Annotated in this window: 14 protein-coding genes; 11 read left to right on the top strand and 3 right to left on the bottom strand. The window is 45.5% G+C overall.

All coding sequences use genetic code 11. From position 1 onward, the window contains the following. Nucleotides 1-38: 38 nt before the first annotated feature. Nucleotides 39-953, bottom strand: a complete 915-nt coding sequence (locus A7981_RS06160; protein ID WP_067265478.1) for a LysR family transcriptional regulator — start codon at nt 951-953, stop codon at nt 39-41. Between the two features lie 137 nt (nt 954-1,090). Between A7981_RS06160 and A7981_RS06165 the strand changes: the two genes are divergently transcribed. The 6 genes from A7981_RS06165 to A7981_RS06190 all read left to right on the top strand — a co-directional run bounded on the left by A7981_RS06165 (nt 1,091) and on the right by A7981_RS06190 (nt 6,828). Then, a complete protein-coding gene (locus tag A7981_RS06165; protein WP_067265483.1) occupies nt 1,091-2,134 on the top strand; it encodes an NAD(P)-dependent alcohol dehydrogenase in 1,044 nt (347 codons plus the stop codon). 38 nt (nt 2,135-2,172) lie between these two features. Next, the gene (locus A7981_RS06170; RefSeq protein WP_067265486.1) at nt 2,173-3,159 is read left to right on the top strand and encodes an XdhC family protein; all 987 of its coding nucleotides are present in this window, start codon (nt 2,173-2,175) and stop codon (nt 3,157-3,159) included. A gap of 27 nt (nt 3,160-3,186) precedes the next feature. Next, the gene (locus A7981_RS06175; RefSeq protein WP_067265490.1) at nt 3,187-3,801 is read left to right on the top strand and encodes an NTP transferase domain-containing protein; all 615 of its coding nucleotides are present in this window, start codon (nt 3,187-3,189) and stop codon (nt 3,799-3,801) included. Nucleotides 3,802-3,810: 9 nt separating this feature from the next. Beyond that, nucleotides 3,811-4,287 carry a (2Fe-2S)-binding protein gene (locus A7981_RS06180; protein WP_067265493.1) on the top strand — a complete coding sequence of 159 codons (477 nt, stop codon included), beginning with the start codon at nt 3,811-3,813 and terminating at the stop codon, nt 4,285-4,287. Nucleotides 4,288-4,298: 11 nt separating this feature from the next. Continuing rightward, on the top strand, nt 4,299-6,509 hold the full coding sequence (locus A7981_RS06185; protein WP_067266626.1) for a xanthine dehydrogenase family protein molybdopterin-binding subunit: 2,211 nt from the start codon (nt 4,299-4,301) through the stop codon (nt 6,507-6,509). Nucleotides 6,510-6,636: 127 nt separating this feature from the next. Beyond that, complete coding sequence (locus A7981_RS06190; RefSeq protein WP_067265498.1) at nt 6,637-6,828, top strand: hypothetical protein; 192 nt, start codon at nt 6,637-6,639, stop codon at nt 6,826-6,828. Between the two features lie 111 nt (nt 6,829-6,939). Here the strand turns inward: A7981_RS06190 and A7981_RS06195 are convergent, their stop codons facing one another. Beyond that, nucleotides 6,940-7,137, bottom strand: coding sequence for a heavy-metal-associated domain-containing protein (locus A7981_RS06195; RefSeq protein ID WP_067265502.1), 198 nt, complete (start codon nt 7,135-7,137; stop codon nt 6,940-6,942). A gap of 129 nt (nt 7,138-7,266) precedes the next feature. Between A7981_RS06195 and A7981_RS06200 the strand changes: the two genes are divergently transcribed. Then, complete coding sequence (locus A7981_RS06200) at nt 7,267-9,507, top strand: cation-translocating P-type ATPase (protein WP_254258509.1); 2,241 nt, start codon at nt 7,267-7,269, stop codon at nt 9,505-9,507. A gap of 47 nt (nt 9,508-9,554) precedes the next feature. Here A7981_RS06200 and A7981_RS06205 read toward each other — a convergent pair whose 3' ends face one another. Next, a complete protein-coding gene (locus A7981_RS06205; protein WP_067265507.1) occupies nt 9,555-9,794 on the bottom strand; it encodes a hypothetical protein in 240 nt (79 codons plus the stop codon). Nucleotides 9,795-10,056: 262 nt separating this feature from the next. Between A7981_RS06205 and A7981_RS06210 the strand changes: the two genes are divergently transcribed. The 4 genes from A7981_RS06210 (at nt 10,057) to ntrB (ending at nt 13,953) form a co-directional block, all read left to right on the top strand. Continuing rightward, nucleotides 10,057-10,260, top strand: a complete 204-nt coding sequence (locus tag A7981_RS06210; protein ID WP_067265511.1) for a YqaE/Pmp3 family membrane protein — start codon at nt 10,057-10,059, stop codon at nt 10,258-10,260. Between the two features lie 87 nt (nt 10,261-10,347). Beyond that, nucleotides 10,348-11,133, top strand: coding sequence for a hypothetical protein (locus A7981_RS06215; protein ID WP_067265518.1), 786 nt, complete (start codon nt 10,348-10,350; stop codon nt 11,131-11,133). Nucleotides 11,134-11,778: 645 nt separating this feature from the next. Next, nucleotides 11,779-13,062 carry a CmpA/NrtA family ABC transporter substrate-binding protein gene (locus A7981_RS06220; RefSeq protein ID WP_067265522.1) on the top strand — a complete coding sequence of 428 codons (1,284 nt, stop codon included), beginning with the start codon at nt 11,779-11,781 and terminating at the stop codon, nt 13,060-13,062. 72 nt (nt 13,063-13,134) lie between these two features. Beyond that, nucleotides 13,135-13,953, top strand: a complete 819-nt coding sequence (ntrB, locus tag A7981_RS06225; protein WP_067266629.1) for a nitrate ABC transporter permease — start codon at nt 13,135-13,137, stop codon at nt 13,951-13,953. Nucleotides 13,954-13,955: the final 2 nt, after the last annotated feature.

Raw genomic sequence — 13,955 nt, forward strand, 5'->3', positions numbered from 1 at the left:
TTGCTGGACAGGTGGCGTAGTTCTGCGCCATCCCTGTTTTATGTTGGCGCTGGGAATATCTCCTGGTTTGAGAAGGCATCAACCAAATGATCGAATACCAGCCTGATGCGGGCAGCCACTGGCCCGCGTTGTGGCCTATACACATATAAATACCATGGGTCAGGTTGGTACTCTACTAACACCGAGGTCAAGCGACCTGAGCGAATGAAAGGTAATGCGGAACAGCTAGGCAGTTGTGCATACCCAATACCCGCCAGCGCGGCCTCTATCTCGGTCTCTGAATCGTTGGTCATAAATACCGGAGAACGCGGTATGAATTGCTGGCCTTGAGAGAAATGCCAGGACCAAGGCCTACCTGAGCTTGCATCCAATAGCGCGATGGTTGGCATTTCTGCAAGCTCATGGATATTTTTTGGCGTACCATTCTTTTTGATAAACTCAGGCGTGGCTACGACATTTAAAAGCACTTTTGCTGTGGATTTTGCTACAAAACTACTATCTCGCAATACTCCAACACGAACACCGATGTCGATTTTTTCATCGACAACATCGGTGATCGTATCTGCTAAACGGAAATCAAGTTTGATCTGTGGGTATTTTTCTATTACAGGCTTGAGCGCAGGCAGCATAAAGCGCCGTCCGATATTAATTGGGGCGGTAATGCGCACTGTGCCGCTAATATCCTCATTAACCTGCTGGTCAAGACGCTGGAATATATCTTCAACGCTATTAATCGCGTATTTGGCTTGCTCTACAAGCTTTTCACCAAACTCTGTAATGCGTATTTGCCTTGTATTTCGGTGAAACAACAGCTCGCCTAGCGCTAGCTCCAAGTCTTGTATCGCGCGAGTGACAGCTTGAGGAGAAACGCCAATGCGAATCGCTGCCTCCTTAAAGCTGGAGGCCTCGGCAGCTACGCAGAAGATTTTGATCATTTCGAGTTTATTGAGCATATGCGCCTACAAGTTTACGAATGTTTAATAGTTCCATATTTTGGAATTCTAAAATCATAACATTTCTATTTATGGATTAATGTAAATTATCCATACTAGGGAAAATTCATAAAAACGCTTTCTCAAAAGGAAACTGCATGATTAAGACCAGAGGCTACGCAGCACTTACCCCTAAAACTCCGTTAGCACCTTTCGATTTTGAACGTCGCGAACCAGGTGCTACCGATGTGCAAATCGAAATATTGTATTGCGGCATTTGTCACACTGACTTGCATCAAGCCAGAGATGAATGGGCAGCGACTACATATCCTGTTGTGCCAGGGCATGAGATTGTGGGTAAGGTGATAAAGGTTGGCAGTGAGGTTAAAGATTTTAAAGTAGGTGATCTTGCCGGTGTTGGCTGTATGGTCGATTCATGCGGCGTTTGCCCTGACTGCCAAGATCATCAGGAGCAGTTCTGTAACAGCATGGTATTCACCTACAACAGCCCGGATAAACATACAGGTAAAATGACTTATGGCGGTTACGCCAACAACGTTGTGGTTGATCAACGTTTTGTTCTGCATATCTCAGATAAGCTTGATCTTGCGGCAACAGCTCCGTTACTTTGCGCGGGGATTACCACTTACGGGCCATTGCGTCATTGGAATGTTAAAAAAGGCGATAAGGTGGGTGTAGTAGGGCTGGGTGGCTTGGGTCACATGGGCGTTAAGTTTGCCCATGCATTTGGCGCACATGTCGTATTGTTTACGACCTCTGCCGGCAAAGCGGAGGATGCCAAACGCCTAGGTGCTGATGAGGTTGTTATCTCAAAGAATCCAGATGAAATGGCCCAGCATACATTGAGTTTTGATTTCATCTTGAATACTGTTGCAGCTCCGCATGACCTTGATCAATATATGACATTGCTAAAACGTGATGGCACCATGTGTCTTGTTGGCGTGCCAGATAGCCCGCATCCATCGCCCAATATTGCTAACCTGATCTTCAAGCGCCGTTCGCTTGCTGGATCTTTGATTGGCGGCGTGAAAGAGACGCAAGAGATGCTGGATTTCTGCGCCGAGCATAATATCACCTCCGAAATCGAGACCATAGCGATGAAAGATGTGAACGAGGCTTTTGATCGTATGTTGAAGAGCGATGTGCGTTATCGTTTTGTGATTGATATGGCAACTCTCTGATAAATCGTAGCGTGTAGGTCACTCTCAAAGGATAAACTTTGGATAGCGTAGACTTTTCGGTACTAAAAGCAGCCAAAGAATGGGCAAATGGTGATTTTCCCACTTGGCTGATTACAGTGGTTGAGACATTCGGCTCTAGCCCCCGGCCAGTAGGTGCTATGTTGGTATTGCGTAGTGACGGGCTATCGGTAGGGTCGGTATCTGGTGGTTGTATCGAAGACGACCTCATTGATAAGGCACGCACTCAGCAACTTTCAATACACCATGCGACTCAACTTACCTATGGCGTCACGCGTGAAGAGGCGCTTGCTTTCGGTTTGCCTTGTGGCGGAACGCTAAGTGTCGTGATTGAGCCGATTAAAGATGCCACTTGGCTCGATGAGATTTTAAAACTGATCGGTGAGCATCGTTTAGTCTCACGCTCCCTGAGATTATCAGACCTCAACATTCAATTATCGCAAGCATTGCCAGATGAGGTGTTGTCGTTCGATGGCGAGACCCTCGTCACCGTACACGGCCCGCGCTGGCGACTTTTAATCATAGGGGCAGGGCAAACCTCTACCTATCTGGCACAAATGGCTCAGGCGCTCGATTATGAGATATTCATATGTGACCCGCGTGAAGAATTTAGGACTGTGTGGGATGTGTCTGGCACAACCGTACTGAGTGGTATGCCAGACGATGTCGTGCTGGAGATGGATGTGGATAGTCGTACGGCGATTATTGCGCTTACGCATGATCCCAAGCTTGATGACATGGCGCTACTTGAAGCCCTTAAATCGCCAGCCTTTTATGTCGGCGCACTGGGATCCAAATTAAATAATGAAAAGAGGCGCGATAGGCTTGCTCTATTCGATCTGGCGCCAGATGAGATAGCGCGACTGCATGGCCCCGTCGGGCTTAATATACATAGCCGTACACCGCCTGAAATAGCCGTAGCGATCTTGGCACATATCATTTCTGTTAAGAATCAAATGATCTCTGCAAACACAAAGCCTAGCAAAGAAAGTCACGTACTTGCTTGATCGGTTTTTGACTAAAAGCAGGGCTATATGACGCAGATTGCTGCAGTCATCCTTGCAGCGGGCAGTGGGCGTCGTTTTGGTTCAAATAAAATGCTGGCAACTTTAAAGCAAGGGGATCGTGAGCTTCCTTTGCTCGCTTTTAGCCTACAACCGTGGCTTGAAGTCTTTGAGCGGCTTACTGTCGTTACTCAAGCAGGTGATGATGCAATAAAGCGCAGCATGAAATATGTGCTGGATCGATATGCCGATATTCAATGGGTAGAGTGCCCTGACGCAGACAAAGGGATGGGCTTAAGTCTTGCTTGTGGAATACAACATACTGTGAATGCCGAAGGATGGGTGATTGGGTTGGGTGATATGCCTCAAATACCATCAAGCGTCATATCCAAAGTGAGGGATGGCTTGATAGAAGGCAATGCCATTGTCGTGCCATTTTGCGAAGGTAGACGAGGCCACCCGATAGGGCTTAGCAGCCTATATAAGCCTCAGCTTCTTATGTTGGACCAAGATACAGGGGCAAAACATTTGCTTGAACAAAATGCATCATTTATTAAAAGAATTGACGTTACTGATACCGGCATATGTGCCGACATTGATACACCCTCGGATTTAGATTACTTACAATCAACCTTGAATAAATAAAGGATCAAAATGGTTACCTTAAACGTAAATGGTAAAGATCACGCTCTGGATGTGACTGATGATACGCCGATCTTATGGGCGATTCGCGACATTATCGGTATGACTGGTACCAAATTTGGTTGCGGTATGTCGCTTTGCGGCGCATGTACAGTGCACCTTGAAGGAAAGCCGATACGCTCATGCGTCACGCCAGTATCTGTTGCGGCAGACAAAGCAATCACGACCATAGAGGCCATTGGCGATACTGAGATTGGCAAGCGTGTGCAGGATGCATGGATAGCATCTGAAGTCGTGCAATGTGGTTATTGCCAGTCAGGGCAGATCATGTCCGCTGTTGCACTGCTTAAAGAAAATCCTAAGCCATCAGATCAGGATATTGATGCAGCGATGTCTGGCAATATCTGCCGTTGTGGAACCTATGTGCGTATACGTTCAGCGATCAAGCAGGCTGCGGGTATGGGTGAGCATGTGAGCGAAGGAGTTTAAATATGAAATTCATGGATAAAGTTATCGAAAGCCATTCAGGCGTTACCTCAACACCACCAGAACGTGTTCAAGGCAATGTGAATCGTCGAGATTTCCTCAAGTTGTCATCGCTCCTTGGCGCGGGATTAATGCTGGAATTCAGCTTTCTCGGCGCTGGCTGCTCAAAATTTGGAGAAAAATCCAGTTTTACCCCTAATGCTTTTATTCATATCGATGAAGATGGCTTGGTAACCTTGGTTGCTCACAAAGTGGAGATGGGGCAGGGTACATACACCTCAATGCCCATGCTGATTGCCGAAGAACTCGAAATTGATGTATCCAAGGTACGCTTAGAGCACGCAGAGCCGAATGAAAAAGCCTACGCCGACCCATTGCTCGGGGGGCAACTTACTGGCGGCTCTACTTCTGTGAGAGGCGCATGGAAACCGCTCCGTGAGGCAGGTGCCACAGCACGCATCATGCTGATATCTGCCGCTGCACTTGAGTGGAAGGTAGACCCTAAAACATGCCGTGCTGAAAATGGCGAGGTGATCCATATACCGACAGATCGGCGCTTAAGTTATGGTGATTTGGTCAACGAAGCAGCCCGTTTGCCAGTGCCAGAAGTAGTGGTGCTGAAAGACCCTAAAGATTTTAAAGTGATAGGCAAACCTATTCATCGGCTTGATTCACCTAGCAAGGTAAATGGTACAGCGCAATTTGGTATTGATGTTCAAGTGCCTGATATGAAGATCGCAACCGTCAGCGCCAGCCCCGTATTTGGCGGCAAGATCGTTAAAGTGTCTGATGAAAAGGCTAAAGAAGTCAAAGGTGTGCGCCAGATCGTGCTGATCGATAATGCGGTGGCTGTTATTGCTGACCATATGTGGGCTGCAAAACAAGGGCTTGCTGCACTCGATATTCAATGGGATGACGGTGAGAATGCGTCATTCACTAGTGAGTCTCTCGCAAAAGATATTGCTGAGGCATCAAAAGGCAAAGCTGCTGTTGCAAAGAAAGTAGGTGAACCTGGTGAGGTGATGGCTGGATCAGGTAGAAAGATCGAAGCGATCTACGAGCAGCCTTTTCTTGCCCATGCCACCATGGAGCCAATGAATTGTACCGTGCATCTGCAAGCTGATAGTTGCGATATCTGGGTAGGTACACAAGTGCCGACGATCGCCCAAGGAGCAGTTGCAAAGCTTACTGGACTGCCACCTGAGAAAGTGAAAATCCACAACCATTTGTTAGGGGGCGGATTTGGGCGCAGGTTAGAGGTGGATTTCATTGCGCAAGCAGTTGAGATCGCAAAACAGGTGGATAGTCCAATCAAGGTAGTGTGGAGCCGTGAGGAAGACATTCAACATGATATGTACCGGCCTTATTACTATGATCGTATCTCTGCATCGCTTGATGAGCATGGCAAGCCTATCGCTTGGAGCCACCGAATCACTGGTTCTTCTATCATGGCGCGGTTCTTCCCCGCATATTTCAAGGATGGCATCGATCCTGATGCGATCGAAGGTGCGGTAAACCTGCCTTATTCAACGCCTAATGTTCTAGTTGAGTACATTCGCCATGAGCCGCCTTTTGTAACGGCTTTCTGGCGTGGTGTAGGCCCAACCAGAAATTGCTTTGTCACCGAAAGTTTTATGGATGAACTTTCTGTTGCAGCAAAAAAAGACCCCGTTGAATACAGGCGCGCATTGCTTAACGAATCACCACGTGCCAAGGCTGTACTTGAGCTTGCTGCAGAAAAAGCCGGTTGGGGCACTCCTTTACCTGCTGTAAAGGGCGCTAAGGTTGGGCGCGGCGTCTCGGTATTATTCGCTTTTGGTAGCTATATCGCACAGGTGGCTGAGGTCACGGTATCGGCAGATAACGAAGTCACCATCAATCGCGTTGTCTGTGCCGTTGATTGCGGCATTGTCGTCAACCCTGATACGGTACAGGCGCAGATGGAAGGCGGTATTATCTTTGGTGCAAGTGCAGCTTTATGGGGTGAAATCACGTTCAATAATGGCCGAGCCAATCAAAGTAACTTCCATAACTATCGTGTCGTGCGGATGAATGAAGCGCCCAAGGTGGAGGTGTATGTTGTGCCAAGTACTGAAAGCCCGGGCGGTTTGGGTGAGCCAGGAACATCAGCTTTAATGCCTGCTGTAGCCAATGCGGTATATGCAGCGACAGGAAAACGTATTCGTAAACTACCAATCGTAAGCACGTTGAAAACGATGATTTGATAGATAACTAGTTTGTCCTACAAGGAAATGTGTAAATATCCTACAACAAAATGTAAAAAAGAGTAATAATATGGTTACCAAGGTAATCTATTTATATTGGTTGTTTATATTTTTTAGGAGAATCACCATGAACTTTCCAAAGACAGACTATGTAAATGCTAAAAGATTATTAACTGGTGCACCAAACGGTTTTTCTACTTCTACTTATGCAAATGACAAAAGGCTACTGAAAGCTTCATTTGAAGGTTTAGAGAAATCCAGTATCAGTTATGAAAAAGCGGAGTCAATCCACTCATTTGATACCCAAAAAGCTAGCTAACAAAGCTGCTTAAATCTTTAAAGCGAAAAAGCCGAAACTCACCATGTTTCGGCTTTTTTCATTTGTAAACAAACAAATAATGCACAATATTAATCTTATATCGTAGGTATTTTAGGCAGCGACAGGATGGTAACCCGCATCACTAATCGCTTTCTTGATAACTTCCTGATTTTGACTGCTTGTTACCTTCACCAGCTTGCTCTGGGTATCTATATCTAGCGTAGCCGTTGGGTCTACCGCCTGAACGGACTGGGTAATGGCTTTTGCGCAATGCCCACATGTCATGTCATTCACTATAAAACTTAGCATCTTTAATCTCCTTTAGTTGTCTTAGTATAGTCTCAAGCTTCCCATGGTGGTAAGGTCAACATCTCGCTTTGCCTGAACTTGTAATGCTTAATATTGAAATACTGGATCTTGCTTAAGGGTGAATGGGCTATGGGAGTTGGTAAAAAGGATGATATGAATTCCGCTGTACTTAAAAACGCAACCGAGTTTGACTTTGCTATCGTTGGTATGACTTGCGCCTCGTGTGTGATGCGAGTTGAAAAAGCACTCTCAAAAGTACCAAATGTGAGTTCGGCAAGTGTCAATCTTGCTACTGAGCGAGCGCATGTTGTGCTATCAACCCCAACATCCAGTGAGTTACTACAAAAAGCAGTTGCCGATGCAGGGTATGAAGCAAGCTTAATCGAACCTGAGATGAGACAAGCTACGGTCGTTGCGGATACCCAAGGATGGAAGGTCATCGTAGCCGCAGCTTTAACTGCGCCGCTATTTTTGCCCATGCTGTTTGGTATGGTATTCAATTCACATTGGGCTTTATCCGGCGAATGGCAACTGTTATTGGCCACGCCCGTACAATTTTGGCTTGGCGCACGCTTCTACAAGGCGGGGTGGAAAGCCGCGATCAACCTTTCAGGCAATATGGATCTGCTTGTATCGATCGGCACCTCAGCGGCCTTTGGTCTCTCGGTATATTTGTTGACGCAACATAGCCATCACCTCTACTTTGAAGCATCGGCCGCAGTTATTACCTTGGTGTTGCTGGGTAAGTGGCTTGAGCGTCGTGCTAAAACTCAAACCACAGAGGCTATTCGTGCGCTGCAATCTTTAAGGCCAGAGACTGCAATTATTCGTAAAAATGGTGTGGACAACGAAGTGCAGATCGCTAACGTAAATATGGGGGATATTGTCGTTATTCGGCCCGGCGAGCGCATACCCGTAGATGGCATCATCAAAGAAGGGCAAAGCTATATTGATGAATCGCTACTCACTGGTGAGAGTGATCCTGTAAAAAAAACCGTAGGCGGCAAGGTGATCGGTGGCGCCATCAATCAAGATGGCTTGCTGCTGGTTGAAACAACCGCCATCGGTGTTGAAACAACCCTATCACGCATCGTTAGGCTCGTAGAGCAGGCACAGATCAGCAAGCCTGAGATACAACGCCTAGTAGACAAGATAAGTGCGGTATTTGTGCCGGTTGTGCTTGCGATAGCATTGATTACATTCATTACGTGGGTCGTTATCAATGGTGATTGGGGGCAAGCCATTATTAACGCAGTCTCCGTATTAGTAATCGCTTGCCCATGTGCATTAGGCTTGGCAACGCCTACCGCAATCATGGCAGGCACTGGCGTTGCTGCAAGGCACGGCATATTGATCAAGAATGCCGATGTGCTTGAGCTGGCGCACCGCATTCATTATGTTGCTTTTGATAAGACAGGCACACTTACAGAGGGCAAGCCGCTGGTGACTGATATCAAAACGAATGGCATGTCAGATGCGGAGCTAGTTAGCCTAGTGGCATCTGTTGAGCAGGGGAGTGCACATCCTCTGGCTGCAGCTGTTATGCAGTATATAAAAACACATGAAATCACTTATACAACGGCTAGCGATGTAAGCGCTGTAGCAGGAAATGGGGTGCGTGCCATGCTTGATGACCGCATCCTGTATTTTGGCAATGGTCGCTGGATGCAAACACTGGGATTATCGCTTGATAGCCTAGAACACAATGCCAAAACGCTTCAGCAGGCAGGGAGAACAGTTTCCTGGCTTGCAGAAGAGGTGGGGGGTTCCAAAAAGCTATTAGGCCTACTTGCATTTGGGGATGCACTAAAACCTAGTGCAATAACGGCGGTTAGTCGCTTGCATGCGCTCGGCATTAAAGTGGTATTGATTACAGGTGATAATCCAAATAGTGCGGAGCGCGTAAAGACCAGTTTGGGAATTGATCAGGTATTCGCTGAGCAAACGCCTGAGAATAAAGCCCAGACTATTGCCACCCTGAAAAGTGGTGGCCAGTTGGTCGCCATGGTAGGTGATGGCATCAATGATGCACCAGCCTTAGCCTCTGCCGATGTTAGTTTCGCTATGTCATCTGGTACTGATGTCGCCATGCATACGGCTGCTGCGACACTTATGCGCTCAGATCCATCTCTTGTTGCTGACGCAATCGATATTTCACGCAGAACCTACAACAAGATTCAGCAGAATCTATTTTGGGCATTTCTTTATAATCTAATTGGCATTCCCTTAGCAGCAATGGGTTTGTTAAGCCCAGTGATTGCGGGCGCTGCTATGGCATTAAGCTCTGTCAGTGTCGTGACTAATGCACTGATGCTACGGCGTTGGAAGCCTTATCAATCCGTAGCATCAAAACCTACGGAAAAAGCATGATGGCAAGTTTACCAAATCTCATGATCGAGATAGTTAGCCAATACGGCTCAAAGTGAGATGCGTTTAGCTCCACGGCGTTTTTCTGGGGCGTAGATTCCATCATCTGCCGTATTGATTTTTATGCGCTGAACCCCTTGTTGATCAGCGAGTGGGGAATTCAGTTCCTGCAGAATTTTCAACGCTGTGGGGTTAATCTCAGTGGCTGGAGGTTCTGGATGTGCAGGTTCTTTATTGCATCCACCAAGAAATATACTCAATAGAACGATCACCATCACTAGTTTTATCATTTTTAGCCACCGTATCCCTTATGCCAATAAATATTAATCGGCTTGTTTTAAATGAACCGCTTGATAGGCATCATATAAAAACCATGGCTATATACAGAGAGATAGAGGGCTGATTATCGTGTAAGAATTATCTGGCATTTCACATACAAACCCAGTGCCAATAAGGCTTTCTATTTTTTTGATAACACTTGGCTAAATCAGGATATGAACTTTACTGACTAATTGCTAATCGTAAAGTTAAAGCAATCAATAGGAGAGGGTAATGAGATTTTTATTAGCTATATTAGTGCCATGGTTCGCGTTCTACACAATGGGGAAAACAATCCCGTCAGTCATTACTTTGATACTTCAGCTCACATTAATAGGCTGGATTCCCGCAGCGATCTGGGCTCTGTATGCAGTAAGTAACAAAAGTGATGAAAGAATACACAAGAAAATATCCAAGCAAAACAATGAACCTGCTTGAATAGCCTAAATTGAAGAGGCTTTATGCCGCCTCTTGATACTATTTGTGCTTCAGGAAGCATTGCGGGCTGCCAGTCAGTGGTGCTTTATGCCAGCTCAAGAAAATGGTCATGCTGTGCGAAAACTCATGAAAATCCCCTTGTCATTTACGCTTGAGGATTCGCCGCCATCAAATAAGTTTTCTTATAACGAAGCCGAGACTACTAGGGTGTTGAAAGATGTCAAGGAAGCTCAAGCTAAGCTATATTCAAAAAATGTAGCTATTGAGAAACAGATTGTAGATTTGGACGTGCCTCAGATATATGCTGCTTCAAGTCTTGCGACAAAAATGGGACGTAACGCATCCAAGAAAAAATTAGAGTCCTTACGTGCCTTGTCAAAGCAGGCAAACGATGCCACAAACGACTACCTCAATGAGCTTATTCTTAAGAGTAAATCGTCCTCTGACATTTCTATTGAAGAAAAAGAAAGATTTGAAGCAGCTCTCAAAGAGCTCAGCAAACCATTGTTTAAGTTATTGTTCGACTCCTATGTTAATCAGGTCAATATAATTAACTCATCCATTTCATTGATTTCATTTTGCGAAAAGAACTCTAGCAAAATGAAGGTAGTTGATTTGGAGTTAGCAATTCTGGATGAAGATGTCCAAGAAGGTTTCGAAGAGATATTCCAACAAATTGTAGATCTCACTGATAAACAAGAGGAACTTGAAAAAGCTATTACAGAGTTTTCTACAAATTTCCAAAATATAGGCAATGCAGAATTTGATACAGACTCATCTCCTGCTGATCTAAGGCAGGCTTGGAATGAGATTAAGGAAATGAGCAAACAAGCGGATGAGCAATCCAAGTTAATTAATGAAGCCTCTCATTAAGATTGCCGAGTGAGTAAGTTTAATAATCCCATGAGAATAGACCCAGCCGTGTGACGCATCCCGTGCGCAGGTGCAGCAATATATTGGTTAATTTATACTTCAGAGTCAGTATCCCTGAAGTCTGATCCTATTTGCAGTTTCCCTAAATATATCTTTCAGTATGAGATGAACGGCTGCCCTAGTTAAAGGGCGATGTGCTTTTCCAATAGGTAACCACGTCTTGAATACATGACAATCCCTAATGGTGCACTATTGCCCCAAACATGTGCCCATTCTAATAAAAAAACATTCAATTGTTTTTCTTTAAGTATATTAATTCATTTAATATCAATCCGTTAATTCACGATTATATTATTTGGCATATTCGTTGCTTTATTGAACTTAGAATCGTTGTAACTTCATAAAGTCTAACCTCTGATGAAGTGTTAGCAGAAATTAAAAGGGTAATCACTTAAGACAGCAAAGTGGCTGCATTGAGTGAGTCTTACATCAGTCCAAAGGCGGATTTAGATGTAAGAAAATAAATATTGGGTAATTAAGACCCAGCGGACAAAGGCGTCCTTGCACATGGAATCAAATCCATGCGCAGGACGCCTTTTTTATTTATTTTTTTCATATGTAGTTAACGTTAGTCAGGAGCTATAAATGAGTATTGATGACAAGAAACCAAACGAAAATGTCGATAGTGGTCGCCGTAACTTTTTCCGGTTTAGTGCTGGAGTAGCAAGTGCAGTAGGTGCTGCGACTTTGTTAGGCATCATGCCGGATAAACTGAATCCTCATGCATGGGCGGCAGGCACCGATACTCCCGAGATCACCGAAGTGAAGGTCGGTTTTATACCACTGACTGACTGTGCTCCCATCGTTGTAGCGGCTGAGATGGGTTTTGATAAGAAGTATGGGATCAAGATCATTCCTTCTAAAGAAGCTTCTTGGGCAGGTGTTCGGGATAAAGTAGTCAATGGTGAGCTTCATGCGGCCCATATCCTTTATGGTTTAGTGTATGGCGTGCAGTTGGGCATTGGCGGTCAACAAAAAGACATGGCTGTCTTGATGGGGCTTAATAACAATGGCCAAGGTATCACGCTTGCAAATCAATTGAAGGATAAAGGTGTTACAGGTGGCGCCACACTCAAGCGCCTTTTAGATAACGAGAATCGAGATTACACCTTTGCGCAGACGTTCCCGACAGGAACGCATGCAATGTGGCTTTATTACTGGCTTGCCAGTTACGGTATCAATCCGCTTAAAGATGTAAAAACGATCGTTGTTCCACCACCGCAAATGGTTGCCAATATGCGTATCGGCAACATGGATGGATACTGTGTAGGTGAGCCTTGGAATGCTCGCGCTATCTACGATAAGGTGGGTTTTACTGCAGCTACTACACAAGATATCTGGGTAGATCATCCTGAAAAAGTCTTAGGCACGACGGCTGACTTTATTGCTAAAAACCCTAATACAGCATTAGCTCTAACAAAGGCAATCCTTGAGGCATGTCGATACATCGATGCGGCAGCTAATCGCCCCGTAGTCGCAAAACTAATTGCCGGAAAAGCGTACGTCAATGCTCCTGAAGAAGTTATCGAAGGTCGTTTCTTAGGCCATTACGACAATGGTCTCGGTAAAAAATGGGAAGATCCTAACTACATGAAGTTCTTCAATGATGGGAAAGTCAATTTCCCATATCTGTCGGATGGTATGTGGTTCCTTACACAGCATAAACGCTGGGGACTGCTTAAGTCTGACCCTGATTACCTTGCTGTTGCGAAGAAGGTCAATCGTATCGATATCTATACGGAGGCCGCCAAGTCTCTAGGTATTAGTGTGCCTACCGATCCTATGAGATCTAGCAAACTGATCGACGGCACAGTATGGGATGGAAAAGACCCTAAGGCTTATGCCGCTGCATTCAAGATCAAGGCTTGATCAGAGTCCTAGACCTTTACTAAGGAAACGAGAATGAGCGCTACAACGGCAATCAATGAAAGTATCAACGCGATGACAAAACAAACCAGCAAAGCAGGCGGTATCGGCGCGAAAGCCACGCAGATATCACGAGATTTCTTTCAATGGCTCTTACCACCCTTGTTTGGGATGATGATGCTGATCTCGGTTTGGATCGTTATCTCATATCAGTCACCAAATCTTCCAGGGCCTTTACCCACTTGGCACTCTGCGGTTGAGCTCTTCAGTGATCCTTTTTACAGAAATAGCCTGAACGACCAAGGGATAGGTTGGAACATATTGGCTTCACTTGAGCGAGTGGGCTTGGGTTTCAGTTTGGCTGCATTAGTAGGTATTCCCCTAGGATTTATCATCGGACGATTCCAATTCATGTCTCGCATGGCCGCTCCAATCATTGGCATTCTTCGTCCAGTCTCTCCTTTAGCTTGGCTGCCTATCGGATTGCTTGTATTCAAGGCGGCTAATCCAGCTGCGATATGGGTGATCTTCATATCGGCTATCTGGCCAATGATCATCAATACAGCAGTCGGCGTGAGCAAGGTTCCACAGGACTACATGAATGTCGCACGTGTGTTGAATCTATCCGAATGGAAGATCGTTACCAAGATCCTATTTCCTTTCGTTCTCCCTTACATGATGACAGGCGTCAGGCTCTCTATCGGTGTGGCTTGGTTAGTTATCGTTGCCGCAGAAATGTTAACAGGCGGGGTAGGTATCGGTTTCTGGGTCTGGGATGAATGGAACAATCTGAATGTTGAGCACATCATCATCGCAATCTTTGTCGTGGGTATCGTAGGCCTAGCGCTTGAACTGGTACTGACATCGATTGCTAAAAAATTCAGCTACGAATAAGG

Origin of the sequence: Methylovorus sp. MM2 (genome assembly GCF_001648895.1) — a bacterium.
Taxonomy (GTDB): Bacteria; Pseudomonadota; Gammaproteobacteria; order Burkholderiales; family Methylophilaceae; genus MM1.

Excerpts from the sequence above, each read along its gene's own strand:
- A7981_RS06200 (WP_254258509.1), top strand. The coding sequence starts at position 7,267 with ATGGGAGTTGGTAAAAAGGATGATATGAATTCCGCTGTACTTAAAAAC.
- A7981_RS06210 (WP_067265511.1), top strand. The coding sequence starts at position 10,057 with ATGAGATTTTTATTAGCTATATTAGTGCCATGGTTCGCGTTCTACACA.
- A7981_RS06205 (WP_067265507.1), bottom strand. The coding sequence starts at position 9,794 with ATGATAAAACTAGTGATGGTGATCGTTCTATTGAGTATATTTCTTGGT.
- A7981_RS06215 (WP_067265518.1), top strand. The coding sequence starts at position 10,348 with ATGCCAGCTCAAGAAAATGGTCATGCTGTGCGAAAACTCATGAAAATC.
- A7981_RS06195 (WP_067265502.1), bottom strand. The coding sequence starts at position 7,137 with ATGCTAAGTTTTATAGTGAATGACATGACATGTGGGCATTGCGCAAAA.
- A7981_RS06190 (WP_067265498.1), top strand. The coding sequence starts at position 6,637 with ATGAACTTTCCAAAGACAGACTATGTAAATGCTAAAAGATTATTAACT.
- A7981_RS06175 (WP_067265490.1), top strand. The coding sequence starts at position 3,187 with ATGACGCAGATTGCTGCAGTCATCCTTGCAGCGGGCAGTGGGCGTCGT.
- A7981_RS06160 (WP_067265478.1), bottom strand. The coding sequence starts at position 953 with ATGCTCAATAAACTCGAAATGATCAAAATCTTCTGCGTAGCTGCCGAG.
- A7981_RS06185 (WP_067266626.1), top strand. The coding sequence starts at position 4,299 with ATGGATAAAGTTATCGAAAGCCATTCAGGCGTTACCTCAACACCACCA.
- A7981_RS06220 (WP_067265522.1), top strand. The coding sequence starts at position 11,779 with ATGAGTATTGATGACAAGAAACCAAACGAAAATGTCGATAGTGGTCGC.
- ntrB (WP_067266629.1), top strand. The coding sequence starts at position 13,135 with ATGACAAAACAAACCAGCAAAGCAGGCGGTATCGGCGCGAAAGCCACG.
- A7981_RS06180 (WP_067265493.1), top strand. The coding sequence starts at position 3,811 with ATGGTTACCTTAAACGTAAATGGTAAAGATCACGCTCTGGATGTGACT.
- A7981_RS06165 (WP_067265483.1), top strand. The coding sequence starts at position 1,091 with ATGATTAAGACCAGAGGCTACGCAGCACTTACCCCTAAAACTCCGTTA.